The following is a 24878-nucleotide window of genomic DNA, read 5'->3' as shown; positions in this document are numbered from 1 at the left end:
CTCGCCGGGCGTGTGCGCTCGTTGCCCGGCACCACCCGCACTCCTTCTCGCACCCCGTGCGCCCCTCGGCGTACGGCGCGCGCTCCCAGTCGTCACCCTCATTCCAGGAGTCCCGCGATGGCAGCTCCCCTGTCCGACGCTCCCCTGTCCCCGTTCAAGACCATTGCCGTCGTCGGTCTCGGCACCATGGGCACCGGTATCACCGAGGTCCTCGCCCGGGCCGGCCGCGAGGTCGTCGGCATCGACGTCAGCGAGGCCGCGACCGCCCATGCCGTCGCCGCCCTGGAGACCGCCACCGCCCACGCCGTGCGGCGCGGCCGGCTGACGGAACAGGAGCGCACCGACGCCCTGGCCCGGGTCCGCACATCCACCGATCTGAGCGCGGCGGCCGACGCCGACCTGGTCATCGAGGTGGCCCCGGAGTCGTACGAGATCAAGCACCAGATCTTCCGCGAGCTGGACGGGATCGTGCGCCCCGAGACGATTCTCGCGACCGGCACGAACGCCCTGTCCGTCACCCGGCTCGCCGCCGACTCGGCGCGGCCGGAGCGGGTGCTCGGGCTGCACTTCTTCAACCCGGCGCCCGCGATGAAGCTGGTCGAGGTGGTCTCCTCGGTGCTGACCGCGCCCACCGCCGTCGCCGCCGTCACCGAGCTGGCGATCGAGCTGGGCAAGGAGCCCGTCGCGGTCGGCGACCGGCCCGGCTTCGTCGCGGACGGGCTGCTGTTCGGCTATCTCAACCAGGCCGCCGCGATGTACGAGGCGAAGTACGCCTCCCGCGAGGACATCGACGCCGCGATGCGGCTCGGCTGCGGACTGCCCATGGGCCCGCTCGCGCTGCTCGACCTGATCGGCATCGACACCGCGCGCACGGTCCTGGAGGCCATGTACGCCGAGTCCCACGACCGCCTGCACGCCCCCGCGCCGATCCTCAAGCAGTTCAGCGAGGCCGGCCTGACCGGCCGCAAGACGGGCCGCGGTTTCTACTCCTACGAGGCTCCCGGCAGCGCGACCGTCGTGCGGGACGCGCTGACGCCGACCGAGGGCGCACGGCTCACGCCGGGCCGTACGGTCCGCTCGGTCGGGGTCGCCGGTTCCGGGACCATGGCGTCCGGGATCGCCGAGGTCTTCGCCAAGGCCGGGTACGAGGTCGTGCTCGCAGCCCGCAGCGAGGAGAAGGCGCAGGTCGCCAAGTCCCGTATCGGCAAGTCGCTTTCGCGCTCCGTCGACCGGGGGCGGATGACCGCCGAGGCCGCCGCGCAGACCATGGAGCGGATCACTCCGGCGGGTTCCTACGACTCCTTCGCAGACGTCGATCTCGCCGTCGAGGCGGTCGCCGAGGACCTGGAGATCAAGCAGCAGTTGTTCGCGACGCTGGACAAGGCCTGCAAGCCGGGCGCCGTCCTGGCCACCACGACCTCGTCGCTGCCGGTCGTCGCGTGCGCCCGCGCCACGTCGCGTCCGCAGGACGTGATCGGCATGCACTTCTTCAACCCTGCACCGGCGATGAAGTTGGTCGAGGTCGTCCGTACAGTGTTGACGGATGTTGACGTCCAATCAACGGTGCACGAGGTCTGCATCAAGATCAAGAAGCATGCGGTCGACTGTGGTGACCGGGCTGGATTCATCGTCAACGCACTGCTTTTCCCGTACCTCAACAACGCGATCAAGATGGTGCAGGAGCACTATGCATCCCTTGACGACATCGACGCGGCGATGAAGCTGGGCGGCGGCTACCCGATGGGCCCCTTCGAGCTGCTGGACGTCGTCGGGCTCGACGTCTCCCTGGCGATCGAGAAGGTCCTGCACCGCGAGTTCCGTGACCCGGGCCTCGCTCCGGCGCCGCTCCTGGAGCACCTGGTGGCCGCGGGCTGCCTCGGCCGCAAGACGGGCCGCGGCTTCCGCGAATATGCCCGCCGCTGAGCATCCCGGCGACCGGTTCGGGAGCGACGAGGACGGCGACGGGGACTGGGGCGGGCTGCTCGACCCCACCGGAGGACCCCTGCCCATGGCGGGCGGGGGAAACCCCCGACGTGCGCGGCAAGCTGCGCACATGCAGTACGTTCGGGTCATGCCCCAGCCCGCCAAGCCCTCACGTACCGCAGCCGCGCCCGACGCACCGGAGAGTGCCGCGGGGAGTCGTGCCGCCGCCCAGCGCCTCAAGATGCGGCGCGAACTGGCGGCGGCGGCGATGGAGCTGTTCGCGACGAAGGGGTACGAGGCGACCACCGTCGACGAGATCGCCGCTGCGGCCGGGGTCGCGCGCCGGACGTTCTTCCGCCACTTCCGCTCCAAGGAAGAGGCGATCTTCCCGGATCACGACGACACATTGATCCGGGCCGAGGCGGTACTCAATGCCGCCCCGGCGCACGAGCACCCGCTCGACACGGTGTGCCGGGGCATCAAGGAAGTCATGCGCATGTACGCGGCGCAGCCGGAGATCTCGGTCGCGCGCTACAAGCTGACGCGCGAGGTGCCCACCCTGCGCGAGGCCGAGATCGCGTCGGTGGCCCGCTACGAGCGGCTGTTCACGCGTTATCTGCTGGGCCACTTCGACGAGCACGCGCACGACGACGACGCCAACGACGACCCGCTGCTCGCCGAGGTCGCCGCCTCGGCCGTGGTCACCGCCCACAACCACGTGCTGCGGCGCTGGCTGCGGGCCGGCGGCCAGGGCGACGTGGAGGCACAGCTCGACCACGCCTTCGGGATCGTACGGAAGACGTTCGGCAGCGGCATCGGCGCCGGCCGCACCACGACCCCCAAGCCGGCCACGGCGATGGTGCACCAGCAGGGCGAGGTCCTGGTGACGGTCGCCCGCACCGACGCCCCGCTGGACGAGGTCATGCGGACCATCGAAGAGGCACTGAGGGACCGCTGACCCGACCCGCGCTGTGTGATGACGGCCACCCCACGGGGTGGCCGTTTTGGCATGTCAGAGCCCCTTTTCACGCACCTTTCAGACCCCGTTCGATCGATCATCGCTCATTTGTTACGTAAAGATTTCACCCGAGAGCGATTCATGGCACTCGGTGCCTTGCGGGGTGACACGCAGTGTCATACGTTGAAGGTGTCCGGGCGGCCGGCGTACAGAGACCTCTCGTACGTCGGCTGTCCCCGCAACCCACCACTGGGCTGCGCGCCCGGACGCCTGCGTCACAGGCACCCTCCCGCGCCACAAAGCGCTGCCGAAGCACCACCCGCCGAACCGACGGCACCTCTCCACCCACCCTCAGCAGCAGCAGCACCGACGTAACCATCGGCGCCCCTCCCTCAGGGCGCACTTCGCCGGAGGCAACACCGTGACCGTGAAGGACATCCTCGCCGCGATCCAGTCGCCGGACTCGACTCCGGCCGATTTCGCCGCCCTGCCGCTCCCCGAGTCGTACCGCGCGATCACCGTGCACAAGGACGAGACGGACATGTTCGCGGGCCTCACCACCCGCGACAAGGACCCCCGCAAGTCGATCCACCTGGACGACGTCCCGGTGCCGGAACTCGGCCCGGGCGAGGCCCTGGTGGCCGTGATGGCCTCCTCGGTCAACTACAACTCCGTGTGGACCTCGATCTTCGAGCCGCTGTCGACGTTCGGCTTCCTGGAGCGCTACGGCAAGCTCAGCGAGCTGACCAAGCGGCACGACCTGCCGTACCACGTCATCGGTTCCGACCTCGCGGGCGTCGTCCTGCGCACCGGCCCCGGCGTCAACGCCTGGAAGCCCGGGGACGAGGTCGTCGCGCACTGCCTGTCCGTCGAGCTGGAGTCGAGCGACGGGCACAACGACACGATGCTCGACCCCGAGCAGCGGATCTGGGGCTTCGAGACCAACTTCGGCGGGCTCGCCGAGATCGCGCTCGTCAAGTCCAACCAGCTGATGCCCAAGCCGGACCACCTGTCGTGGGAGGAGGCCGCCGCCCCGGGCCTCGTGAACTCCACCGCCTACCGGCAGCTGGTCTCCCGCAACGGCGCCGGCATGAAGCAGGGCGACAACGTCCTGATCTGGGGCGCGAGCGGCGGACTCGGCTCGTACGCCACGCAGTTCGCGCTCGCGGGCGGCGCCAACCCGATCTGTGTGGTGTCCTCGCCCCAGAAGGCGGACATCTGCCGGGCGATGGGCGCCGAGGCGATCATCGACCGCAACGCCGAGGACTACCGGTTCTGGAAGGACGAGCACAACCAGGACCCGCGCGAGTGGAAGCGGTTCGGCAAGCGGATCCGCGAACTCACGGGCGGCGAGGACGTGGACATCGTCTTCGAGCACCCGGGCCGCGAGACCTTCGGCGCAAGCGTTTACGTCACGCGCAAGGGCGGCACGATCGTCACCTGCGCCTCGACCTCCGGGTTCAACCACGAGTACGACAACCGCTACCTGTGGATGTCCCTGAAGCGGATCATCGGCTCGCACTTCGCCAACTACCGCGAGGCCTGGGAGGCCAACCGGCTGGTCGCGAAGGGCAAGATCCACCCGACGCTCTCCAAGGTGTACTCCCTGGAGGAGACCGGACAGGCCGCCTACGACGTCCACCGCAACCTCCACCAGGGCAAGGTCGGCGTCCTGTGCCTCGCCCCCGAGGAAGGCCTCGGCGTGCGCGACGAGGAGAAGCGCGCCCAGCACATCGACGCGATCAACCGCTTCCGGAACATCTGAGGTCCTGAGATGACTGAGCGTCAGAAGGACCGGCCGTGGCTCATGCGCACGTACGCCGGTCACTCCACGGCAGAGGCGTCCAACGAGTTGTACCGGCGCAACCTCGCCAAGGGCCAGACCGGTCTGTCGGTCGCGTTCGACCTGCCGACGCAGACCGGCTACGACTCCGACCACATCCTCGCCCGCGGCGAGGTCGGCCGGGTCGGTGTGCCGGTGGCCCACGTCGGTGACATGCGCCGTCTGTTCCAGGACATCCCCCTGGACCAGATGAACACCTCGATGACGATCAACGCCACCGCCATGTGGCTGCTGGCGCTCTATCAGGTCGTCGCCGAGGAGCAGGGTGTGGACATCACCCAGCTCCAGGGCACGACCCAGAACGACATCGTCAAGGAGTACCTGTCGCGGGGCACGCACGTGTTCCCGCCGGTGCCCTCGCTCCGGCTGACGACCGACATGATCTGCTACACGGTCAACCACATCCCCAAGTGGAACCCGATCAACATCTGCAGCTACCACCTCCAGGAGGCCGGGGCCACACCGGTCCAGGAGATCGCCTACGCGATGTCCACCGCGATCGCCGTCCTGGACGCGGTGTTCGCGTCCGGGCAGATCCCCGAGGACCGCAGGGGCGATGTCGTCGCCCGTATCTCCTTCTTCGTGAACGCGGGCGTCCGCTTCATCGAGGAGATGTGCAAGATGCGCGCCTTCGGCCGCATCTGGGACGAGATCACCCGCGAGCGCTACGGCATCGAGAACCCGAAGCAGCGCCGGTTCCGCTACGGCGTCCAGGTCAACTCGCTCGGCCTGACCGAGGCGCAGCCGGAGAACAACGTCCAGCGGATCGTGCTGGAGATGCTGGCCGTGACGCTGTCGAAGGACGCACGCGCGCGTGCCGTGCAACTCCCGGCGTGGAACGAGGCGTTGGGGCTCCCCCGGCCCTGGGACCAGCAGTGGTCGCTGCGCATCCAGCAGGTGCTGGCGCACGAGAGCGACCTGCTGGAGTACGCGGACATCTTCGACGGCTCGCACGTCATCGAGGCGAAGGTGGCCTCCCTGGTCGAGGAGTCCCTCGCGGAGATCGACCGCATCGAGGAGATGGGCGGCGCGATGGCCGCCGTCGAGTCGGGCTATCTCAAGTCGCAGCTCGTGTCCTCGCACGCGGAGCGCAGGGGCCGTATTGAGTCCGGTCAAGAGAAGATCGTCGGCGTCAACATCTTCAACACGACCGAGCCGAATCCACTCACCGCCGACCTCGACACGGCGATCCAGACGGTCGATCCGGCCGTCGAGGCGCGGGTCATCGAGTCGTTGCAGCGCTGGCGGGACACGCGCTATCAGCCGCCGTTCAACCACCCGCGCCCGTGCAAGGCGCTGGAGCGGCTGAAGGAGGCCGCCAAGGGCACCGACAACCTCATGGAGGCCACCCTGGAGTGCGCCCGCGCCGGTGTCACGACCGGCGAGTGGGCCGGGGCCCTGCGGGAGGTCTTCGGCGAGTTCCGGGCGCCCACGGGCGTCTCGTCGGCGCCGGTCGCGGTGCCCGTCGAGGAGGGCTCGGCGATGGCCGGGGTGCGCCGCAAGGTGGATGTGACGGCACGCGAGATGGGCGTCGGCAAGCTGCGCTTCCTGGTCGGCAAGCCGGGCCTGGACGGACACTCCAACGGCGCCGAGCAGATCGCCGTACGCGCGCGTGACGCCGGCTTCGAGGTGGTGTACCAGGGCATCCGGCTGACCCCGGAGCAGATCGTGGACGCGGCCCTCGCCGAGGACGTGCACGCGGTCGGCCTGTCCATCCTGTCCGGCTCGCACGCGCAGCTGGTGCCGGACGTGCTCGATCGGCTCCGTGTGGCCGGTGCCACAGACATACCTGTCATCGCCGGTGGGATCATCCCCAATGGGGACGCCGAAAAGCTCCGGGAAGCCGGAGTGGCCGCGGTCTTCACCCCGAAGGACTTCGACATCACCGGAATCATCGGCCGCATCGTCGACGAGATCCGGAAAGCGAACAAGCTCGACCCCCTGCTCGACCCCTTGGAGGTCCCCGCATGACCACGCCCGCCCCCGTCAACCGGCTCCGCCCGCGGCGCTCCTGTCTCGCGGTCCCGGGCAGCAACCCGCGCTTCCTGGAGAAGGCGCAGGGTCTCCCGGCCGACCAGGTCTTCCTGGACCTGGAGGACGCGTGCGCGCCGCTGGCCAAGCCCGACGCGCGGCACACCATCGTCAAGTTCCTCAACGAGGGCGACTGGACGGGCAAGACGAGGGTCGTGCGCGTCAACGACTGGACGACCGAGTGGACGTACCGCGATGTCGTGACCGTGGTCGAGGGCGCGGGCCAGAACCTCGACTGCATCATGCTGCCGAAGGTGCAGGACGCCCAGCAGGTCGTGGCCCTGGATCTGCTGTTGACACAGATCGAGAAGACGATGGGCTTCGAGGTCGGCAAGATCGGTATCGAGGCGCAGATCGAGAACGCGCAGGGACTCAACAACGTCAATGCGATCGCTCAAGCCAGTCAACGTGTCGAGACGATCATCTTCGGACCGGCCGACTTCATGGCGTCGATCAACATGAAGTCGTTGGTCGTGGGCGAGCAGCCGCCCGGCTACCCGGCGGACGCCTACCACTACATCCTGATGAAGATCCTGATGGCCGCCCGCGCCAACAACCTCCAGGCGATCGACGGCCCTTACCTCCAGATCCGCAACATCGACGGCTACCGCGCGGTCGCCCAGCGGGCCGCCGCGCTCGGCTTCGACGGCAAGTGGGTGCTGCACCCGGGCCAGGTCGAGGCGTCCAACGAGATCTTCTCGCCGTCCCAGGAGGACTTCGACCACGCCGAGTTGATCCTGGACGCGTACGACTACTACACGTCCGAGGCCGGCGGCAAGAAGGGCTCGGCGATGCTCGGCGACGAGATGATCGACGAGGCCAGCCGCAAGATGGCGCTGGTCATCTCGGGCAAGGGCCGGGCCGCCGGTATGCAGCGCACGTCCACGTTCGAAGCCCCGGAGGCCTGAGCACCATGCAGTTCGGACGCACCTACGAGGAGTTCGAGGTCGGCGCGGTCTACAAGCACTGGCCCGGGAAGACGGTCACGGAGTACGACGACCACCTCTTCTGTCTCCTGACCATGAACCACCACCCGCTCCACATGGACGCCAACTACGCCGAGAACACAACGGACTTCGGCAAGAACGTGGTGGTCGGCAACTACATCTACTCGCTGCTGCTGGGCATGTCGGTGCCGGACGTGTCGGGCAAGGCGATCGCCAACCTGGAGATCGAGTCGCTGAAGCACGTGGCGCCGACCTTCCACGGGGACACGATCTACGGCGAGACGACGGTCCTCGACAAGACGCCCTCCAGGTCGAAGAACGACCGCGGGATCGTCTACGTGGAGACCAAGGGCTACAAGCAGGACGGCACGCTGGTCTGTGTGTTCCGCCGCAAGGTGATGGTGCCGACCGAGACGTACATCAAGGAGCGCGGCGGCGAGCAGCCCGGCCGCCCCCGGCTCAAGGAGCAGGAGAAGTAGCCATGGCGCGACTCGCCCAGACCGCCGGTCTCACGGACGTCCAGCGGGAAATCCTGTCCACCGTCCGCGACTTCGTGGACAAGGAGATCCTCCCGGTCGCCACCGAGCTGGAGCACCGCGACGAGTATCCGCAGCAAATCGTGGACGGGCTCAAGGAGTTGGGCCTGTTCGGCCTGATGATCCCGGAGGAGTACGGCGGCCTGGGCGAGTCGTTGCTGACATACGCCCTGTGCGTGGAGGAGATCGCGCGCGGCTGGATGTCGGTCTCCGGGATCGTCAACACCCACTTCATCGTGGCGTACATGCTCAAGCAGCACGGCACGCAGGAGCAGAAGGACCACTTCCTGCCGAAGATGGCGCTGGGTGAGATCCGGGGCGCTTTCTCGATGTCCGAGCCGGCCCTGGGATCCGACGTCTCCGCGATCACGTCCAAGGCGGTCAAGGACGGTGACGAGTACGTCCTGACCGGTCAGAAGATGTGGCTGACGAACGGCGGTACGTCCTCGCTCGTGGCCGTCCTGGTGCGCAGTGACGAAGGGCACCCGGAGGGCACCGCGCCGCACAAGTCGATGACGACGTTCCTGGTGGAGAAGGAGCCCGGTTTCGGGGAGGTCCGGCCCGGTCTCACCATTCCCGGGAAGATCGACAAGATGGGCTACAAGGGCGTCGACACCACCGAGTTGATCATGGATGGTCTGCGCATTCCGGCCGACCGCGTGCTCGGCGGGGAGACCGGCCGAGGTTTTTACCAAATGATGGACGGAGTCGAGGTGGGCCGCGTGAATGTGGCGGCGCGTGGCTGCGGCGTCGCTCAGCGTGCCTTCGAGCTGGGCGTCTCGTACGCGCAGCAGCGTCACACATTCGGGAAGCCGATCGCCCAGCACCAGGCGATCCAGTTCAAGCTGGCGGAGATGGCGACCAAGGTCGAGGCCGCCCATGCGATGATGGTAAATGCGGCACGCAAAAAGGACTCCGGCGAACGAAACGACCTTGAGGCAGGGATGGCGAAGTACCTCGCCTCCGAGTACTGCAAGGAGGTCGTGGAGGACGCCTTCCGGATCCACGGCGGGTACGGATTCTCCAAGGAGTACGAGATCGAACGCCTTTACCGCGAGGCGCCGATGCTGTTGATCGGCGAAGGTACCGCCGAAATCCAGAAAATGATCATCGGGCGCAGGTTGCTCGAAGAGTATCGATTCCAGGGCTGATTGTCCGTTTCGGGGTGTTTTCTTCGAGAAGAAGATCACACCCCGTCAACGCTCTTCGGCCGCCGACTCGACTTGCTGGCTTAGCCAGTTGTGGCCCACGACCGGTACGATCCCGGGAAAGCCGCCGTCCCCCGTTACAGTGCGGCATCATCCGCTACGAAGGTCATCCATGCCCCACAGCCAAACCTCTGCACCACGCGACAGCCTGGCAGGCGTACGCCTCGCGCGCGGAGCATCGCCGTGGCTCCTGCCGACCGTCGCCACCGCAGCCCTCAGCCTGGTACGTGCGCGCAAGTCCGGCGCCGCCAAGGCCGTGGCCGTTCCCGCCACCGCGCTCGCGGCGGGCATGCTGTGGTTCTTCCGCGACCCCGAGCGCGAGATCACCCGGGGCCGGGTCATCTCGCCCGCCGACGGTGTGGTGCAGAGCATCATGCCGTGGAAGGACGGTCGCACCCGCGTCGCCATCTTCATGAGCCCGCTGAACGTCCACGTCAACCGCGCGCCGCTCTCCGGCACGGTGACATCGGTCGAGCACATCCCGGGCGGTTTCGTTCCCGCGTTCAACAAGGAGAGCGAGAACAACGAGCGGGTCGTCTGGCACTTCGACACCGAGCTCGGTGACATCGAGATGATCCAGATCGCCGGCGCCGTCGCCCGCCGCATCGTCCCCTACGTCCCGCAGGGCACGAAGGTCGAGCAGGGCGAGCGCATCGGACTGATCCGCTTCGGTTCGCGTGTCGACATCTACCTCCCCGAGGGTGTCGAGGTGGACGTTGAGGTCGGTCAGAAGACGGTGGCTGGGGTGACTCGCATTGACCGTGATTGATCCGGAGACACAGGCGGGCTGGGTGCCCGAGGCGGACGAGGTGGACGACGAGGAGGAGATGCCTCTTTCTCTCCGCCTCTCAATAGCGGACACCCTCACCCTCGGCAACGCCACCTGCGGCTTCATGGCGGTGTACTTCACCACCACCGGCATCCTGATCCCGCACCTGACGGGCAACGACGAGTCGACCGGCATGGCCCGCCACAGCGCGGCCACCGCGGTCATCCTGATGCTGTGCGCGGCGGTCTTCGACCTCTTCGACGGCCTCGTCGCCCGCAAGCTGCGCTCCTCCCCCATGGGCGCGGAGCTGGACAACCTGTCGGACCTGATCAGCTTCGGCCTCGCGCCGGCGTACTTCGTCCTCGTCTACGGCATGGTCGCGGACGACGCGCACCAGAGAGTGGCCGCGGTCGGTGCGATCGTGGTGCTGCTGGCGGTGGTGCTGAGACTCGCCCGCTTCTCGTGCGTGACCCCGCCGAACGGCATGTTCCAGGGCATGCCCTCCCCGTTCGGCGCGCTGACGGTGGTCTCGATCGTGCTCCTTGAGCTGCCCTTCGTGGCCACGCTCATGGCGATCCTGGGCACCGCCTGGCTGATGGTGAGCCGGGTCGAGTACCCGAAGCCGCGCGGTCGCCTCGCGGTCGCGATGCTTGCCTGGATCGTCCTGTCGATGGGCCTGTTGGCATCCTGGGCGTTCGATGCCCCGGGCGGTCAACTGCTCCTGCAGACGGGCTGCGCGCTCCAGTTGGTCATGGGCGCGGTGATCCCGCTGTTCGCGACGGCCCGGCGGGTGAACAACTTCCGCGGCAACCGGCGTGAGGCGCGAGCAGCGCAGCCGTAGCGGTCGTAGCAGACGAAAACGAAGGGCCCCGAGCCACTTGGCTCGGGGCCCTTCGGCGTTCCTCGGGCGCTCAGACCAGGAAGTCCCGCGCGATGTTCTCCGCCACCCGCTCCAGGATCGGGCCCGCGTCGGCGATGCACTTCACCACGTCCGGTTCTACGGCCGTCAGCGGGTAGGCGCGGCGGATGCCCGCGTGGCCGAGGGCCTGCGGGGGCAGGGCGAGCCGGCCGCAGACGGCGACGACCTCCTTGCCCTCCGCGCGGGCCGCCGCGGCTACGCCTGCCGGGGCCTTGCCGTGCAGGGTCTGTTCGTCGAGGGAGCCCTCGCCGGTGATGACGAGGGTGGCGCCCTCCAGGGCGGAGGCGAAGCCGAGGACGTCGAGCATGACCTCGATGCCGGGGCGGAAGCGGGCGCCGAGGAGGAGGGCGCCGTAGCCGATGCCGCCGGCGGCACCTGCGCCGGGCGCGACGGCGTACTCGGCGGCCCTGGTGCCGATCGACTCCTCCAGGATCTTCGCGTAGTGGCCGAGGGCCGCGTCGAGGGCGTCCACGTCGTCCGGTGCGGCGCCCTTCTGGGGGCCGTAGACCGCGGCGGCGCCCTTGGGGCCGGTGAGCGGGTTGTCGACGTCGCTGGCGAGGACGAGGGCGACGGAGGCGAGGCGCGGGTCGAGGCCGGAGAAGTCGGCCGAGGCCAGGTCGCTCAGGCCGCCACCGCCCGGGGGCACCGGTTCGCCGTCGGCGTCCAGGAAGCGTGCGCCGAGCGCGGAGAGCATGCCCGCGCCGCCGTCGGTCGTGGCGCTGCCGCCGACGCCGAACACGATGGTCCGCGCGCCCGCGTCGAGCGCGGCCCGCAGCAGTTCGCCGGAGCCGTACGTCGAGGAGGTGAGGGGGGCGAAGACGCCCTTGGGCAGGCGTTGCAGCCCGCTCGCCTCGGCCATCTCCACCACGGCCGTGTCGCCGCGGACCGCGAAGGCCGCGGTGATCTCGTCCCCGAGGGGTCCGGCGACCCGTATCTCCCGTCGCTCGAACCCGGCCGCGACGGCCGCGTCCACCGTGCCGTCGCCGCCGTCGGCGACCGGCATCGCCGCGACCTCCAGATCGGGGACGACCCGGCGCAGCCCGGCCGTCACCCGCTCGGCGACCTGCACGGCCGTCAGCGACCCCTTGAACTTGTCCGCGGCGATGAGCACCCTGTGGGTGCCCCTCTGTGCAGCGTCCGCCACCTTGCGTTCCCCTTGCTCTACGGGCCCTCACACACTTCAGGGCCAGTCGCGCCGCTGCGACCTTAACCGGCCGACACCCTCGTCGTCATGCCCCGCCCGAACGCTGGGACCGGGCTGAGCGCCCCCTGTGCCACTGCCCCGCCTGGAATCGGGTACACCGGAAACATGACCCCAGTGCGAACCGAGCCGACGCTCGCGGACCGCATCCTCGGGGGCTGGCTGGGCCGGATCGCGGGCAACATGCTCGGCAAGCCGGTCGAGCAGGGCGACCTGTGGACGCGCGACCGCATCGACCGCTACCTCCGGCGGGCCGCCGCCCTGCCGCTCACCGACTACCTGCCGGAGCCTCCCGGCGAGGACGACGGCTTCGAGCTGCGCCCCGAGTGGCAGCGGTGCGTGCGCGGCCGGATCCACGGCAGCTGCCGTGACGACGACGTCGACTACGCCATTCTCGGCCTCGACCTCCTGGAGACCCACGGCTTCGGCTTCAGCACCGAGCAGGTCGGCGAACTGTGGCTGCTGCGGCTCCCGTACCTCCAGACGTACACGGCCGAGCGGGCCGCCTACCGCAACCTCGCGAACGGCCTCAAGCCGCCGCTGACGGCGACGTACGACAACCCGTACCAGGAGTGGATCGGTGCCCTGATCCGCGCCGACATCCACGGCTGGACCAATCCGGGCGCCCCGCGCCGCGCGGCCCAACTGGCGCGCAGGGACGCCGTGTTGTCCCATACGGGGAACGGCGTGTACGGCTCGATGTGGGCCGCCGCGCTGATCTCGGCGGCGTTCACCGCGCCGACCGTGCGGCACGCGCTGGACACGGCGCTGACCGTGATCCCGCCGGGCTGCCGCCTCGCGCGCACCGTGCGCCGGGTGCTCACGCTGCACGAGACCCGGATGACCTGGGAGGACACGCTCACCACACTGTCCGAGGAGACGGCGGGGCTCGGCTGGATCCACACGATCCCGAACGCGGCCGTCCTCACCGCCGGACTCCTCTACGGCGACGGCGACTTCACCCGCACCATCGCACTCACCGTCCGCGGCGGCCTCGACACCGACTCGAACGGCGCGACCGCCGGTTCGGTCGCCGGGGTGCTCAACGGTGCCGCCGCGATCCCGGGACAGTGGAAGGACCCCCTCGAAAACACCGTGCGCAGTGCGGTGTTCGGGTTCGACGGGGTTCGGATCAGTGAACTGGCCGAACGGACCGTGCAGTTGGCGGAGGCCGCCGACAACTAGACGGCCCCGTGCGCGATGAGACTCCGGGCACAGTCGAGGACGGCCTCCCGGGCCGGGCGCGGTTCCCAGCCGAGGACGCGGCGGGCCTTCTCGGTGCTGTGGCGGTTGCGGCGGCCGAGCGCGGGGGTGATCTCGCGCAGGGACGGGTCCCGGAAGCGGGCCGCGAGCCGGACCGCGAAGTCCGGGAGACGGCGCGTGGAGACGGTACGGCCGTGCTCGCCGAGGCCGTCGCGCAGGGTGCGCGCGATGTCCGCCATCCACACGAACTCCCCGGTGGCCAGGAAGCGTTGACCGGCCGCCGCCGGTGACGTCATCGCCCTGATATGGACGTCGACCAGGTCCCGGACGTCCACGACTTCGAGGCCGATGCGCGGGACGCCGGGCATCTTCCCGCTCACCATGCGCGCGATGATGCCGACGGAGCCGAGGTTCGCGGTGGTGAGGACCGGCCCGAAGACCGCGCCGGGGAGCACCGTGGTCAGCTCGGTCGGACCGTCGCAGCCGCTCATGAAGTCCCAGGCGGCCCGCTCGGCGAGGGTCTTCGAGCGGCGGTACGGGATCAGGGTCGGGTCGTCGGGATCCGTCCACAGCGTCTCGTCGGTGACGCCTTCCGAGGCGTACGACGAGGGGCTCGCGGCGTTCGCGGCCGAGGTCATCACGACGCGTCGTACGCCCGCCCCGGTGGCCGCGCGCAGGACGCGCAGGGCGCCGTCGCGGGCCGGCGCGATCAACGCCTCGGGGTCGTCCGAGGCGGCGCCGAGCGGGGAGGCGACGTGCAGGACGAAGTCGACGCCCTTGAGCGCGGCGTCCCAGCCCTCGTCGGCGGTGAGGTCGGCGACGGCGAAGCCCAGCCGCCCGGCAGGGTCGACGACGGTCGCGACGGCGTCGGTGACCGCGCGCTCCTTGCCCTCGGCGCGGACGGTCGTACGGACGTCGTAGCCGCGGCGCAGCAGTTCCGCGATGCACCAGCCGGCGATGTAGCCGCTGCCTCCGGTGACCAGGACGAGTTCGGGCATGACGGTGCTCCCTGCGGTGTCAGGTGGGGGTGTGCCAGAATGGCGAGCGAAACGGAGGCCCCTCCGGTACGCCTGTCAACGTACCGGAGGACCCTCCGCTTAGCAATCCGACACCGGACGGACGCCCTCAGACGTGAACCCGAAACCGACCCGCCGCGACGCCCTCGACAACCGTGAGCGCATCCTGACCGTCGCCCGCGAGGCCATCGCCGCGTCGAACGGCGCCTCCCTCACCGCGATCGCCAAGCAGGCGGGCGTCGGCATCGGGACGCTCTACCGGCACTTCCCCACCCGGGAGGCGCTGATCCTGGAGCTGTACCGGCACGACATCCAGCACCTGATCGACCGCGCACCCGTGCACCTCGCGGAGCATCCGCCGCTGGTGGCGCTGCGGCACTGGTTCGACGAGGTCGCCCACTACGGCCGGCTCAAGTACGGCGTCGCCGCGGTGATCCACGCGGCGACCGACGGGGGCGCGGCCGACGAGTACTTCGCGCCGTTCGTGGCCGCGATCGACGTACTCCTGAAGGCCGGGGCCGCCGACGGTTCGCTGAAGTCCGGGATCGACCCGGAGGACGTGCTGCTCCAGCTCAGCGTGGTGTGGCGGATCGATCCGGCGCGGCCGGGCTCGGAGGCGCGGGCCGGGCGGATCCTCGACCTCATCGTCGACGGGCTCCGGACGACTCCGTGAGGACCGTGTCGTCGAACGCCTCCGCCGTCACTCCGAACGCCTTCAGCACCACCCGGTCCCGCAGGCCGTCCGGCAGGAACCGCAGCAGGGCGAGGGCGCGGCCGTCGCGGCCGGTGGTGGTGAGGGTGGCGGGGCGGCGGGTGGTCAGGGCGCGTACGACGGCGTCGACGGCGGGGGTGACCGGGCCGAGCGGCTGGCGGGCGGCCGTCGCTCGTACGGCGTCCAGGGCGCGGGCGTAGTGCTGCCGCGTCGCCGGCGATCCGGCCCGGCCCAGTTCCGCGCTCGCCTTCTCCGCCGTCGCGAAGATCGGGGTGTCCATGGCGCCGGGTTCGACGAGGGTGACCCTGACGCCCTGGTGGCGGAGTTCCGCGCGCAGGGAGTGGGTGAGCGCGGCTAGCGCGGCCTTCGAGGCGGCGATGGGGCCGAAGAAGGGCGGCGGGACACGGGCCGAGACGGCGCCGACATTGACGATACGGCCGCCGGACGCCCGTAGCGCCGGCAGGAAGGCGCGGATCACGGTCGCCTGGCCGATCACGTTGATCTCGAACTGGCGGCGCCACGCCTCTGCGGGCGTCAGCTCGACGGGGCCCTGGCCCATGATCGCCGCACTGTTCACGAGTCCGTCGAGCCGCGGTCCGACCTGCTCGGCCGCGGCGAACACGGAGTCCTCGTCGGTCAGTTCGAGCCGGACAGGGGTGAAGCCGGCGTCCCGCAGCGCTTCCGCGTCCTCGGGCCGTCGGTGGGCGGCGTACACGATCCAGCCGCCGGCGTGCAGGGCGCGTGCGACCGCGGAGCCCACACCGCCGGTGGCGCCGGTGACCAGGACGGTGCGGGGAGGGGACAGCTCAGCCACAAGGGCCGCCTTTCACAAGGGAGTTCGGATCACCATGGAGTCCGGTGTCCCCCTCACCCTGCGCCCGGCAGCCGCCCACTTGAAGAGTGCAGAATTAACTGGTGCCAGCGACACCACCACCGGAATCCCCGGATCACGGCCGCAAGGCCCTCGCCGCCTTCCTGCGGTCCCGGCGTGAGCGTGCCGACCCGGACGGGACGGGGCTGCCCGCCGGCGGCCGACGCCGAACTCCCGGTCTGCGCCGCGAAGAAGTCTCCCTCCTCTCCGGTGTCAGCCTGACCTGGTACACGTGGCTGGAGCAGGGCCGCGACATCAATGTCTCCCCGCAGATCCTGCTCGCCCTGGCCCGCGCGCTGCAGTTGGACGAGGTGGAGCGCGCGCACCTGTTCCGGCTGGCGGGCAGGGCCGCACCCGAACCGGCCGAGCGGTCCCTCCAAGTACCGGACGCCGTAAGGGCGTTCCTCGACACGCTGATGCCGAACCCCGCGTTCGTCATCGACCGCTGCTTCGACGTCCTGGCCTGGAACCGGGCCCAGGAGGCCGTCCTCGGCGCCGCCCTGCTCGACCGGCCGCGCCGTGAACTCAACAGCGCCTGGCTGCTGTTCAGGGAACCCGGCATCCGCGCCCTGATGCCCGAGTGGGAGGCGGAGACCGAGTGGATGGCGGGCCTGCTGCGGCAGCAGGCGGCGTACGAACTGGACAACCCGCGCTTCGCCGAGCTGATCGACGAACTCACCGCCACCAGCCCGCGCTTCGCGCGACTGTGGGAGGCGCACGAAGTGGTGGAGTTCCGTTCCTCCGTGCGCCACTACCGGCTCCCCGATGCGGGTGACATCGAGGTGTCGTTCGTACGGCTCGCGGTGCAGGAAGCGCCCTGGCTGAGCCTGATCTGTCACTTCCCCGAGCCGGGCAGCGAGTCGGAGAGGCGGCTGCGCGGGCTGGTTACCCTTCCTCAATGACCACCACGCCAGACTTCGCCACGTACCTCGCCGGCCTCCCCCGTATCCTCGCCGGGGCCGCCGCGCTCTTCCGCGACGCCGAGGGCAATGTCCTGCTCGTCGAGCCCAACTACCGTGAGGGCTGGGCCCTTCCGGGCGGCACCATCGAGTCGGACGACGGCGAGACACCGCGCCAGGGAGCGCGCCGCGAGACGCTGGAGGAGATCGGCCTCGACGTCGAACTCGGCCGACTGCTCGCCGTCGACTGGATCTACCACGGGCCGGACTACCCGCCGCTGGTGGCCTACCTGTACGACGGCGGAGTCCTCACCGCGAACGACCTCAAGTCGATCCGGCTCCAGGAGGAGGAACTGCTGTCGTGGCGCCTCGTCCCGCGCGGGGAACTCACCGAGTACCTTCCGGGTTCCCTGGGACTCCGGGTCCTGGTCGGGCTCGATGTGCTGGCGGAGGGGTCGGGCACGGCGGAGCTGGAGAACGGGCGGCGGGTGGGCTGAGCCCTTTCGAGACGTTCACCCCGGCCGTGCGGGGACGCCGGCACCCGCCGTCGAGCTCCGGAGATGCGGACGAGGCGAGGAGCCCACCGCACCGATGCCGGACGGTTGATATCCGTTCGCGTCCCGGCGCCCGGGCGACCTACCCTCGGCCCATGAACAAGCCTCTCGTCGCCCTCCTGAGTGGCGCGGGCATCTCCACCGACTCCGGAATCCCCGACTATCGCGGCCCCAACGGGCTGTGGCGGCGCGACCCCGAGGCCGAGAAACTCGTGACGTACGAGTACTACATGGGCGACCCCGAGATCCGGCGCCGCTCGTGGCAGCTGCGCCGCGACAACCGCGCGCTCCGGGCCGAGCCGAACGCCGCGCACCGGGCGGTGGCCGAACTGGAACGGTCCGGGGTGCCGGTCAGGGTCATCACACAGAACGTCGACGGACTCCACCAGCTCGGCGGTGTGCCGGCCCGCAAGGTGCTCGAACTCCACGGCAGCGCACGGAGTTTCGTGTGCACGAAGTGTCATGCGCGGGGCCCGATGCAGGACGCCCTGGCCCGGGTCGCGGCCGGCGAGGCGGACCCGCCGTGCCTGGAGTGCGGCGGAATCCTGAAGTCGGCGACCGTGATGTTCGGCCAACGCCTCGACCCGGCAGTCCTCGGCGAGGCCGTCGCCATCACCAAGGCCTGCCAGGTGTTCGTCGCCGTCGGCACCAGCCTCCAGGTCCAGCCCGCCGCGGGCCTCGCCGGCGTCGCCGCCGACCACGGGGCACGCCTGATCATCGTCAACGCCGAGCCCACGCCGTACGACGAACTCGCCGACGAGGTGGTACGGGAGCCGATCGGCACCGCCTTGCCCGAACTGCTGCGGACCCTGCAGGGCAGCTAGAAAAGCGCCGCCCCGCCCTCGAAGTCCAGCAGTCGCTGCTTGCGGTCCAGGCCGCCGCCGTAACCCGTGAGGCTGCCGTTCGCGCCGACGACGCGGTGGCAGGGGACGATGATCCCGATGGGGTTCTTGCCGTTGGCGAGGCCTACCGCGCGGGAGGCGCCCGGGTTGCCGAGGGCGTCGGCGAGGTCGCCGTAGGAGCGGGTCTCGCCGTAGGGGATGCGGCGGAGCTGGTCCCAGACCGTGCGTTGGAACGGGGTTCCGTGCAGGCGCAGTTCGAGGGTGAACTCCTTCAACTCGCCCGCGAAATAGGCCTGTAGTTGGGCAGTTGCCTCGGTGAAGGGAGTGTCGTCGGGGTCGCCGAAGGATTCCTCCGGGGGACGGTGGCGCTGGTCGACCATGTAGAGGCCGCAGAGGGCGCCGTCGTCGTCCGCGACGAGGGTCAGCGGGCCGTAGGGGCTGTCGATCACTGTGTGGTGCTTCATCACTTCTGTTCTCCCTTACACAGGCAGGAAGTTGATCGGGTGATTGTCGGTCGCCCACAGGTACTGGACCGCGTAGGCCCGCCACGGCCGCCAGGCCGCCGCGCGGGCGGTGAGGGCGGCCGGGGTCGACGGGAGGCCCAACTCCTGTGCCGCGCGCCGGATTCCGAGGTCGGTGGGGAGGAAGGCGTCGGGGTCGCCGAGGGCGCGCATGGCGATGACGTCGACCGTCCAGGGGCCGAAGCCGGGGAGGGCGAGGAGTCGGGCTCGCGTTTCCGACCAGTCGCTCTCCACGCCCAAGTGGAGCGTTCCGTCCGCCAGTTGGCTGATCAGGGTGGTGAAAGTGGTGCGGCGGGTGTGCGGCATCGCCAAGGACTCCGGGTTCACCGCCGCCAGTGCCTCGGGGGACGGGAAGAGGTGGGTCAGGCCGCCCTCGGGGTCGTCGACCGGTTCGCCGTGCGCGGTGACCAGGCGGGCCGCGTGGGTGCGGGCCGCCGCCGTGGAGACCTGCTGGCCGAGTACGGCCCGTACGGCGAACTCGGCCTCGTCGACCGTGCCCGGGACACGTCGGCCCGGCGCCTTGTCCACCAGCGGCGCCAGCACCGGATCGGTCCGCAACTGGTCGTCCACCGCGACCGGATCGGCGTCCAGGTCGAGCATGCGGCGGCAGCGGCTGATGGCCACGGGCAGGTCGCGCAGGTCGCTGAGGGTGAGGCGGCAGGCGATGTGGTCGGGCTGGGGAGCGAGGGACACGATGCCGTGGCCGTAGGGGAGGCGGAGGGTGCGGCGGTACGCGCCCGCCCGCCACTCCTCCACGCCCGGTACGGCGGTCGCCGCCAGGTGGCCGAAGAGGTTGTCGGGGTTGAGCGGGGCACGGAACGGCAGGCGGAGGGTGAGTGTGCCGGGGGTCAACACCGCTGTCCTCGGGCGCCTGTTGCGCAGCTCGCTCGGGGACAGGGCGAAGACCTCGCGCACGGTGTCGTTGAAGGTGCGGATCGAGGAGAAGCCGGCGGCGAAGGCGGTCTCCGCCATCGGGAGCGCCGTCGTCTCGATCAACAGCCGTGCCGTCTGGGCGCGTTGGGCCCGGGCGAGCGCGAGGGGGCCGGCGCCCAGTTCGGCGAGGAGCTGGCGTTCGATCTGCCTCGTGCTGTAGCCGAGGCGGGCGGCGAGGCCGGGGACGCCCTCGCGGTCCACGGTTCCGTCGGCGATCAGGCGCATCGCGCGGGCCACCAGGTCGGCCCGCTGGTTCCACTCCGGGGACCCGGGGCTGGTGTCGGGGCGGCAGCGCTTGCAGGCCCGGAACCCCGCCTGCTGGCAGGCCGCCGCACTCGGGTAGAACGTCATGTTCTCGGGCTTGGGCGGTACGACCGGGCAGCTGGGCCGGCAGTAGATGCGGGTGGTCAGGACGGCCGTGAAGAACCAGCCGTCGAAGCGCGCGTCCTTGGACTGGACGGCGCGCACACAGCGCTCCGTATCGGTGTGCATCCCGTTCTGCATGTGTCCAGCATCCGATACGGGGCGGGCCGGGGCTGGCGGGAATCCGACATCGACGTCCCGTGGCCTGGCCCCCGCCCGGTTCCCTACAGGTGAAGGCCGGGCTTATCGGTTTGTGGTGCGACACCCGGCTTTGTAGCGTCGACCTCCGTGACCCCTCCCTCACCCTCGCACAGCGCCGATTCCCTCCCGGCCCGCCTCGACGCGGCCCGGAGCGACTACGAAGCCCTCCTCACGAAGAAGCTGTCGCTCGACCTGACCCGCGGCAAGCCCTCCGCGCGGCAGCTCGACCTGTCCGCCGAACTGCTCTCGCTGCCCGGCGACCGCTACACCTCCGCCGACGGCACGGACTGCCGCAACTATGGTGGCGCGGAAGGGCTGTTGGAGCTCCGGGAGATCTTCTCCGGGTTCCTCCAGGTACCGGCCGGGCAACTGCTCGCCGTGGGCAACTCCAGCCTGGAGCTGATGCACGACTGCCTGGTGCACGCGCTGCTCGGCACGCTTCCAGGGGCGGCGCGCCGCTGGGCCGACGAGGAGCGGATCGCGTTCCTGTGCCCGGTCCCCGGCTACGACCGGCACTTCGCGCTGTGCGAGCGCTTCGGCATCGAGATGATCCCGGTGCCGATGACCGCCGAGGGTCCCGACATGGATGCGGTGGAGCGGCTGGTCGCCGCGGACCCGGCGGTCAAGGGCATCTGGTGCGTGCCCAAGTACAGCAATCCGGACGGGACCTGCTACAGCGACGAGGTCGTACGACGACTCGCCGCGATGCCGACGGCGGCGCCCGACTTCCGGATCTTCTGGGACAACGCCTACGCCGTGCACCACCTCACCGACGAAGAGGTGCAGATCGCCGACCTGTTGGCCGCCTGCGCCGAGCACGGCAGCCCCGACCGGGTCTTCGTCTTCGGGTCCACCTCGAAGATCACGCTCGCCGGTGCGGGCGTGGCGTTCTTCGGCTCGTCCCCGGCCAACGTGGCCTGGCTGCGCGGCTACAGCGCCAAGCGCTCCATCGGCCCCGACAAGGTCAACCAGCTGCGGCACGCGATGTTCCTGCGCGATCCGGACGGGGTGCGCGCCCATATGCGCAAGCACCGCGAGCTGCTGCGGCCGAAGTTCGACACCGTGCTGCGCATCCTCGCCGACCGGCTGGGAGACACCGGTCTCGCCACCTGGTCCATGCCCAGGGGCGGTTACTTCATCACGCTCGACGTCCCCGACGGCTGCGCCCGCGAGGTGGTGCGCCGCGCGGCGGACGCCGGTCTCGCCCTGACACCGGCGGGCGCCACCCATCCGTACGGCGACGACCCCGGGGACCGTACGATCCGGATCGCCCCCTCCTTCCCGGACGCCTCGGAGATCGAGGAGATCATCGACGGGGTGGCCACGTGCGTACGGCTCGTGGGCTACGAAAAGCTGGTGGCGGACGCGAGTTGACCCGGCGCGGGTACCGCACACCGGACACTCCAGAGGTGTGCGGTACCTCACGCCCCGGTTACAAATCGCTCAACCTCTGGTTGCGAAGCGGTGAGCAGTCCACGATGGGGACATGACCCTGGCCGAGCGAGCCATGCAGCGACTGGAAGGCTGGCGCGACCTCAGCGCGGTCCCGGCCAGTTGCGGCACGGGGCGGGCGCTGCGGTCCGTCCACAGCGAGATCGTGCACTTCCACTCCGACCACGATGTGGACCTGCATCTCACCGTCGGGGCCATCCTCCGGTTCCATCACGACCTCAGCGAGTCGACCGCGATCCGGATCATCCCGGGCTCCCGCTGGGTGACCGTCCACCTGGACTGCGAGACGGACGTCGACCTGCTGCTGAGCCTGGTCAGCGTCGCCCTCAAGGCGCACGCGGGCGGGCCCCCTTCCGGGAACCCGCCCATGACCGGCTGCAACTTCCACCGGGTGACACTGGTGCCGCGCGACGGCGACTAGGACCGGCCCGAAGGGCCCCGCCCCCTAGAACACCGCCGCCGTGTCGTCCTCCCCCGCCTCCAGCAAGGTCGCCGCCGCGCCGACGATGCGTGGATCGGGGCTGCCGACGACCTCCTCGTCCTTGTCGGCGTAGTCGAAGCGGGCCAGCACGCTGCGCATGGCTTCGACGCGGGCCCGCTTCTTGTCGTTGCTCTTCACCACGGTCCAGGGCGCCTGCTCGGTGTCGGTCTCCCGGAACATGGCGACCTTGGCGGCCGTGTAGTCGTCCCAGCGGTCCAGGGACTCCAGGTCCATCGCGCTGAGCTTCCACTGCCGTACGGGATCCACCTGGCGAATCGTGAAACGGGTGCGCTGTTCACCCTGTGAGACGGAGAACCAGAACTTGATCAGGTCGATACCGTCGTCCGCCAGCATCCGCTCGAACAGCGGGGCCTGGCGCATGAAACGGCGGTACTCGTCGTCCGAGCAGAAACCCATCACGCGCTCCACGCCCGCCCGGTTGTACCAGGAGCGGTCGAACAGCACGATCTCACCGGCGGTCGGCAGATGCTGGACGTAGCGCTGGAAGTACCACTGCCCGCTCTCGCGCTCGCTCGGCTTCTCCAGTGCGACCACGCGCGCGCCACGCGGGTTCAGGTGCTCGGTGAACCGTTTGATCGTGCCGCCCTTGCCGGCCGCGTCGCGCCCCTCGCAGACGATGACGAGCCGACGGCCGGTCTCCTTGACCCAGCGTTGCAGCTTCAGCAGTTCTATCTGCTGGAGCCGCTTGTGCCAGTCGTACTCCTTGCGCTCCATGCGCTGTTCGTACGGGTAGTTCTCCCGCCAGGTGTCCACCGGGCTGCCGTCGGGCCGGATCAGCACCGGGTCGTCCTGGTCCGTGTAGTCGACGCGCAGCCCCGACAACAGCTCAGTCATCCCGGCCTCCTTCTCGATGGTGTTCGGTTGATCAGTGGCATCAGCGGCATTCAGTGGAACTGCGGCACGATGAGATATATGCCGTACGCCACGACAGCCGCACAGGCGAGAAAGCACAACCCCGCCTGGGCAAATCCCAGTGCGTGGGTGCCGCCGTCCTGTTCGCGGGCGGCCTCGACCTGGGCGATGCCGAGCACCCCCAGCGCGAAGACGACGACCACACCGACGGTCACTCCGACACTCACCGCGGCGACCTCGCCGAGGGCGTTCCAGTCCAGGCTCATCAGTCAACTCCCTTGACTCAGGCGGCCGTACGGACGTCCGTGGACGCGCCGCCGCGGATGGTGACCTCGTGGGTCTCGTTGACGTTGTCGGCGTGCACGGGGTTGCGGCGCGAGGCGATCACGATGAATCCGGCCACGGCGGCGGCGATCAGGGCGATCAGGGCCGTACCGAGGTTGCCGCCGTGCTTGACGACGGTCGCGGACAGACCGCCGACCAGGGCGGCGGCCGGGAGGGTGACCAGCCAGGCGATGACCATGCGGCCCGCCGTACCCCAACGCACCTCGGCCAGGCGCCTGCCCAGACCCGCGCCGAGGATGCCACCTGAGCAGACCTGCGTGGTGGACAGCGCGAAGCCGAGGTGGGCGGAGGTGAGGATGACGGTCGTGGAGGCGGCCTCGGCCGCGAAGCCCTGCGGGGACTGGATGTCGGTGAGGCCCTTGCCCATCGTGCGGATGATGCGCCAGCCGCCGATGTAGGTGCCGAGGCCGATCGCGAGTCCCGCCGAGGCGATGACCCACACCGGCGGACCGGCGTCGTGGCCGAGCGCGCCCACGGAGATCAGGGTCAGGGTGATAACGCCCATGGTCTTCTGCGCGTCGTTCGTGCCGTGTGCGAGGGAGACCAGCGAGGCCGAGGCGATCTGGCCGATCCGGAAGCCCTTGGTGACCGAGTCCTTGCGGGCCCGGGCGGTGATCTTGTAGGCGAGGTACGTGGCGAGGAGAGCGGCGATTCCGGCCACGAGCGGGGAGGCCACCGCGGGGATCAGGATCTTCTCCACGACCTTGTCGAAGTGGACGCCGTTGGAGCCCGCGCCGACCCAGACGGCACCGATCAGACCACCGAAGAGCGCGTGCGAGGAGCTGGACGGGAGTCCGAGCAGCCAGGTCAGGAGGTTCCACAGGATCGCCCCGACGAGCCCCGCGAAGATCATCCCCGGCGTGACCAGGGTGTCGTCGACGATGCCGCCGGAGATCGTCTTGGCGACTTCCGTGGAGAGGAAGGCACCGACGATATTGAGAGCTCCACTGATCAGGACCGCCGTTTTGGGCTTCAGCGCCCCGGTGGCGATGGACGTCGCCATCGCGTTGGCGGTGTCGTGGAATCCGTTGGTGAAGTCGAAGGCCAAGGCCGTGACGATGACGACCGCCACGAGGAACGTGATGTGGTCCATCGCTCGATGGAAGCAATCGAAGGCGTACATTCGGCCAACCGGAGGCCAAATCCAGGCATGGCCCGGTCAACGCGGGCGTACGTACGGCCCCCTCCAGCCCTCGTCCGCACCTTCCTCCACTTCATGCGCACACTTCCTTCTTTTTATGGCATGGCCCGGTCAAATCTGCGAAGCTTCCCCCGCG

General features: G+C 69.8%; 24 protein-coding genes. 16 read left to right on the top strand and 8 right to left on the bottom strand.

Translation table 11 applies throughout. The annotated features are described in order from the left end of the window. Window positions 1-117: 117 nt before the first annotated feature. The 9 genes from OC490_RS05385 to pssA all read left to right on the top strand — a co-directional run bounded on the left by OC490_RS05385 (window position 118) and on the right by pssA (window position 11056). Complete coding sequence (locus tag OC490_RS05385) at window positions 118-1923, top strand: 3-hydroxyacyl-CoA dehydrogenase family protein (RefSeq protein WP_262056614.1); 1806 nt, start codon at window positions 118-120, stop codon at window positions 1921-1923. A gap of 148 nt (window positions 1924-2071) precedes the next feature. Then, window positions 2072-2881 (top strand): TetR family transcriptional regulator, encoded by an 810-nt coding sequence (locus OC490_RS05380; protein ID WP_200711542.1) that lies wholly within the window; start codon window positions 2072-2074, stop codon window positions 2879-2881. Between the two features lie 427 nt (window positions 2882-3308). After that, on the top strand, window positions 3309-4646 hold the full coding sequence (gene ccrA / locus OC490_RS05375; RefSeq protein WP_262056790.1) for a crotonyl-CoA carboxylase/reductase: 1338 nt from the start codon (window positions 3309-3311) through the stop codon (window positions 4644-4646). Window positions 4647-4655: 9 nt separating this feature from the next. Further along, on the top strand, window positions 4656-6695 hold the full coding sequence (locus OC490_RS05370; protein WP_262056613.1) for a protein meaA: 2040 nt from the start codon (window positions 4656-4658) through the stop codon (window positions 6693-6695). Then, window positions 6692-7663: an HpcH/HpaI aldolase/citrate lyase family protein gene (locus OC490_RS05365; protein ID WP_019071296.1), complete on the top strand. Its 972-nt coding sequence runs from the start codon at window positions 6692-6694 to the stop codon at window positions 7661-7663. Before OC490_RS05370 ends, OC490_RS05365 begins: the two co-directional genes overlap by 4 nt. A 5-nt stretch (window positions 7664-7668) precedes the next feature. Then, complete coding sequence (locus OC490_RS05360) at window positions 7669-8181, top strand: MaoC family dehydratase (protein WP_262056612.1); 513 nt, start codon at window positions 7669-7671, stop codon at window positions 8179-8181. 2 nt (window positions 8182-8183) lie between these two features. Beyond that, the gene (locus OC490_RS05355) at window positions 8184-9389 is read left to right on the top strand and encodes an acyl-CoA dehydrogenase family protein (protein ID WP_262056611.1); all 1206 of its coding nucleotides are present in this window, start codon (window positions 8184-8186) and stop codon (window positions 9387-9389) included. 169 nt (window positions 9390-9558) lie between these two features. Next, the gene (locus tag OC490_RS05350; protein WP_200711547.1) at window positions 9559-10215 is read left to right on the top strand and encodes a phosphatidylserine decarboxylase; all 657 of its coding nucleotides are present in this window, start codon (window positions 9559-9561) and stop codon (window positions 10213-10215) included. A 22-nt stretch (window positions 10216-10237) separates the two neighbouring features. Then, window positions 10238-11056 (top strand): CDP-diacylglycerol--serine O-phosphatidyltransferase, encoded by an 819-nt coding sequence (gene pssA, locus OC490_RS05345; RefSeq protein WP_262056789.1) that lies wholly within the window; start codon window positions 10238-10240, stop codon window positions 11054-11056. Between the two features lie 70 nt (window positions 11057-11126). Here the strand turns inward: pssA and OC490_RS05340 are convergent, their stop codons facing one another. Continuing rightward, the gene (locus tag OC490_RS05340; protein WP_262056610.1) at window positions 11127-12245 is read right to left on the bottom strand and encodes a glycerate kinase; all 1119 of its coding nucleotides are present in this window, start codon (window positions 12243-12245) and stop codon (window positions 11127-11129) included. Window positions 12246-12443: 198 nt separating this feature from the next. Here OC490_RS05340 and OC490_RS05335 point away from each other — a divergent pair, with 198 nt between their 5' ends. Next, window positions 12444-13520 carry an ADP-ribosylglycohydrolase family protein gene (locus OC490_RS05335; RefSeq protein ID WP_262056609.1) on the top strand — a complete coding sequence of 359 codons (1077 nt, stop codon included), beginning with the start codon at window positions 12444-12446 and terminating at the stop codon, window positions 13518-13520. On the opposite strand, the gene OC490_RS05330 is transcribed toward OC490_RS05335, so the two are convergent. Beyond that, entirely contained in the window at window positions 13517-14536 is a 1020-nt protein-coding gene (locus tag OC490_RS05330) for an NAD-dependent epimerase/dehydratase family protein (protein ID WP_262056608.1), read from the bottom strand. The genes OC490_RS05335 and OC490_RS05330 overlap by 4 nt on opposite strands. A gap of 133 nt (window positions 14537-14669) precedes the next feature. On the opposite strand from OC490_RS05330, the gene OC490_RS05325 reads away from it, so the two are divergent. Beyond that, on the top strand, window positions 14670-15227 hold the full coding sequence (locus tag OC490_RS05325) for a TetR/AcrR family transcriptional regulator (protein WP_262056607.1): 558 nt from the start codon (window positions 14670-14672) through the stop codon (window positions 15225-15227). Here the strand turns inward: OC490_RS05325 and OC490_RS05320 are convergent. Then, a complete protein-coding gene (locus OC490_RS05320; RefSeq protein WP_262056606.1) occupies window positions 15196-16080 on the bottom strand; it encodes an SDR family NAD(P)-dependent oxidoreductase in 885 nt (294 codons plus the stop codon). The genes OC490_RS05325 and OC490_RS05320 overlap by 32 nt on opposite strands. A 101-nt stretch (window positions 16081-16181) precedes the next feature. Between OC490_RS05320 and OC490_RS05315 the strand changes: the two genes are divergently transcribed. The 3 genes from OC490_RS05315 to OC490_RS05305 all read left to right on the top strand — a co-directional run bounded on the left by OC490_RS05315 (window position 16182) and on the right by OC490_RS05305 (window position 18414). Continuing rightward, the gene (locus OC490_RS05315) at window positions 16182-17039 is read left to right on the top strand and encodes a helix-turn-helix transcriptional regulator (protein WP_262056605.1); all 858 of its coding nucleotides are present in this window, start codon (window positions 16182-16184) and stop codon (window positions 17037-17039) included. Next, complete coding sequence (locus tag OC490_RS05310) at window positions 17036-17533, top strand: NUDIX domain-containing protein (protein WP_262056604.1); 498 nt, start codon at window positions 17036-17038, stop codon at window positions 17531-17533. The genes OC490_RS05315 and OC490_RS05310 overlap by 4 nt, the downstream gene beginning before the upstream one ends. A 152-nt stretch (window positions 17534-17685) precedes the next feature. Beyond that, the gene (locus OC490_RS05305; protein WP_262056603.1) at window positions 17686-18414 is read left to right on the top strand and encodes an SIR2 family NAD-dependent protein deacylase; all 729 of its coding nucleotides are present in this window, start codon (window positions 17686-17688) and stop codon (window positions 18412-18414) included. Here OC490_RS05305 and OC490_RS05300 read toward each other — a convergent pair. Together OC490_RS05300 and OC490_RS05295 are read right to left on the bottom strand one after the other, a co-directional pair. Then, window positions 18411-18896, bottom strand: a complete 486-nt coding sequence (locus tag OC490_RS05300; protein ID WP_262056602.1) for a methylated-DNA--[protein]-cysteine S-methyltransferase — start codon at window positions 18894-18896, stop codon at window positions 18411-18413. The genes OC490_RS05305 and OC490_RS05300 overlap by 4 nt on opposite strands. A 15-nt stretch (window positions 18897-18911) precedes the next feature. Then, window positions 18912-20390, bottom strand: coding sequence for an AlkA N-terminal domain-containing protein (locus tag OC490_RS05295; RefSeq protein WP_315986652.1), 1479 nt, complete (start codon window positions 20388-20390; stop codon window positions 18912-18914). Between the two features lie 147 nt (window positions 20391-20537). Here OC490_RS05295 and OC490_RS05290 point away from each other — a divergent pair, with 147 nt between their 5' ends. Both OC490_RS05290 and OC490_RS05285 read left to right on the top strand, forming a co-directional pair. Beyond that, entirely contained in the window at window positions 20538-21824 is a 1287-nt protein-coding gene (locus tag OC490_RS05290) for an aminotransferase class I/II-fold pyridoxal phosphate-dependent enzyme (RefSeq protein WP_262056601.1), read from the top strand. 112 nt (window positions 21825-21936) lie between these two features. Beyond that, window positions 21937-22323, top strand: coding sequence for a luciferase family protein (locus tag OC490_RS05285; RefSeq protein WP_262056600.1), 387 nt, complete (start codon window positions 21937-21939; stop codon window positions 22321-22323). A 24-nt stretch (window positions 22324-22347) separates the two neighbouring features. Here OC490_RS05285 and ppk2 read toward each other — a convergent pair whose 3' ends face one another. The 3 genes from ppk2 to OC490_RS05270 are packed head-to-tail and all read right to left on the bottom strand — an operon-like array spanning window position 22348 to window position 24694. Continuing rightward, on the bottom strand, window positions 22348-23238 hold the full coding sequence (gene ppk2, locus OC490_RS05280) for a polyphosphate kinase 2 (RefSeq protein ID WP_262056599.1): 891 nt from the start codon (window positions 23236-23238) through the stop codon (window positions 22348-22350). A gap of 50 nt (window positions 23239-23288) precedes the next feature. Further along, the gene (locus OC490_RS05275) at window positions 23289-23522 is read right to left on the bottom strand and encodes a hypothetical protein (protein WP_262056598.1); all 234 of its coding nucleotides are present in this window, start codon (window positions 23520-23522) and stop codon (window positions 23289-23291) included. A gap of 17 nt (window positions 23523-23539) precedes the next feature. Beyond that, the gene (locus OC490_RS05270) at window positions 23540-24694 is read right to left on the bottom strand and encodes an inorganic phosphate transporter (RefSeq protein WP_262056597.1); all 1155 of its coding nucleotides are present in this window, start codon (window positions 24692-24694) and stop codon (window positions 23540-23542) included. Between the last annotated feature and the right edge of the window lie 184 nt (window positions 24695-24878).

The sequence above is a fragment of the Streptomyces sp. STR69 genome, from assembly GCF_024519455.1.
Lineage (GTDB): Bacteria > Actinomycetota > Actinomycetes > Streptomycetales > Streptomycetaceae > Streptomyces.
Note: the sequence above shows the minus strand (reverse complement) of the source record. Positions and strands in the feature narration are given on the sequence as shown.

Excerpts from the sequence above, each read along its gene's own strand:
- OC490_RS05385 (WP_262056614.1), top strand. The coding sequence starts at position 118 with ATGGCAGCTCCCCTGTCCGACGCTCCCCTGTCCCCGTTCAAGACCATT.
- OC490_RS05380 (WP_200711542.1), top strand. The coding sequence starts at position 2,072 with ATGCCCCAGCCCGCCAAGCCCTCACGTACCGCAGCCGCGCCCGACGCA.
- OC490_RS05370 (WP_262056613.1), top strand. The coding sequence starts at position 4,656 with ATGACTGAGCGTCAGAAGGACCGGCCGTGGCTCATGCGCACGTACGCC.
- OC490_RS05365 (WP_019071296.1), top strand. The coding sequence starts at position 6,692 with ATGACCACGCCCGCCCCCGTCAACCGGCTCCGCCCGCGGCGCTCCTGT.
- OC490_RS05360 (WP_262056612.1), top strand. The coding sequence starts at position 7,669 with ATGCAGTTCGGACGCACCTACGAGGAGTTCGAGGTCGGCGCGGTCTAC.
- OC490_RS05355 (WP_262056611.1), top strand. The coding sequence starts at position 8,184 with ATGGCGCGACTCGCCCAGACCGCCGGTCTCACGGACGTCCAGCGGGAA.
- OC490_RS05350 (WP_200711547.1), top strand. The coding sequence starts at position 9,559 with ATGCCCCACAGCCAAACCTCTGCACCACGCGACAGCCTGGCAGGCGTA.
- OC490_RS05335 (WP_262056609.1), top strand. The coding sequence starts at position 12,444 with ATGACCCCAGTGCGAACCGAGCCGACGCTCGCGGACCGCATCCTCGGG.
- OC490_RS05330 (WP_262056608.1), bottom strand. The coding sequence starts at position 14,536 with ATGCCCGAACTCGTCCTGGTCACCGGAGGCAGCGGCTACATCGCCGGC.
- OC490_RS05310 (WP_262056604.1), top strand. The coding sequence starts at position 17,036 with ATGACCACCACGCCAGACTTCGCCACGTACCTCGCCGGCCTCCCCCGT.
- OC490_RS05305 (WP_262056603.1), top strand. The coding sequence starts at position 17,686 with ATGAACAAGCCTCTCGTCGCCCTCCTGAGTGGCGCGGGCATCTCCACC.
- OC490_RS05300 (WP_262056602.1), bottom strand. The coding sequence starts at position 18,896 with ATGAAGCACCACACAGTGATCGACAGCCCCTACGGCCCGCTGACCCTC.
- OC490_RS05295 (WP_315986652.1), bottom strand. The coding sequence starts at position 20,390 with ATGCAGAACGGGATGCACACCGATACGGAGCGCTGTGTGCGCGCCGTC.
- OC490_RS05285 (WP_262056600.1), top strand. The coding sequence starts at position 21,937 with ATGACCCTGGCCGAGCGAGCCATGCAGCGACTGGAAGGCTGGCGCGAC.
- ppk2 (WP_262056599.1), bottom strand. The coding sequence starts at position 23,238 with ATGACTGAGCTGTTGTCGGGGCTGCGCGTCGACTACACGGACCAGGAC.
- OC490_RS05275 (WP_262056598.1), bottom strand. The coding sequence starts at position 23,522 with ATGAGCCTGGACTGGAACGCCCTCGGCGAGGTCGCCGCGGTGAGTGTC.
- OC490_RS05270 (WP_262056597.1), bottom strand. The coding sequence starts at position 24,694 with ATGGACCACATCACGTTCCTCGTGGCGGTCGTCATCGTCACGGCCTTG.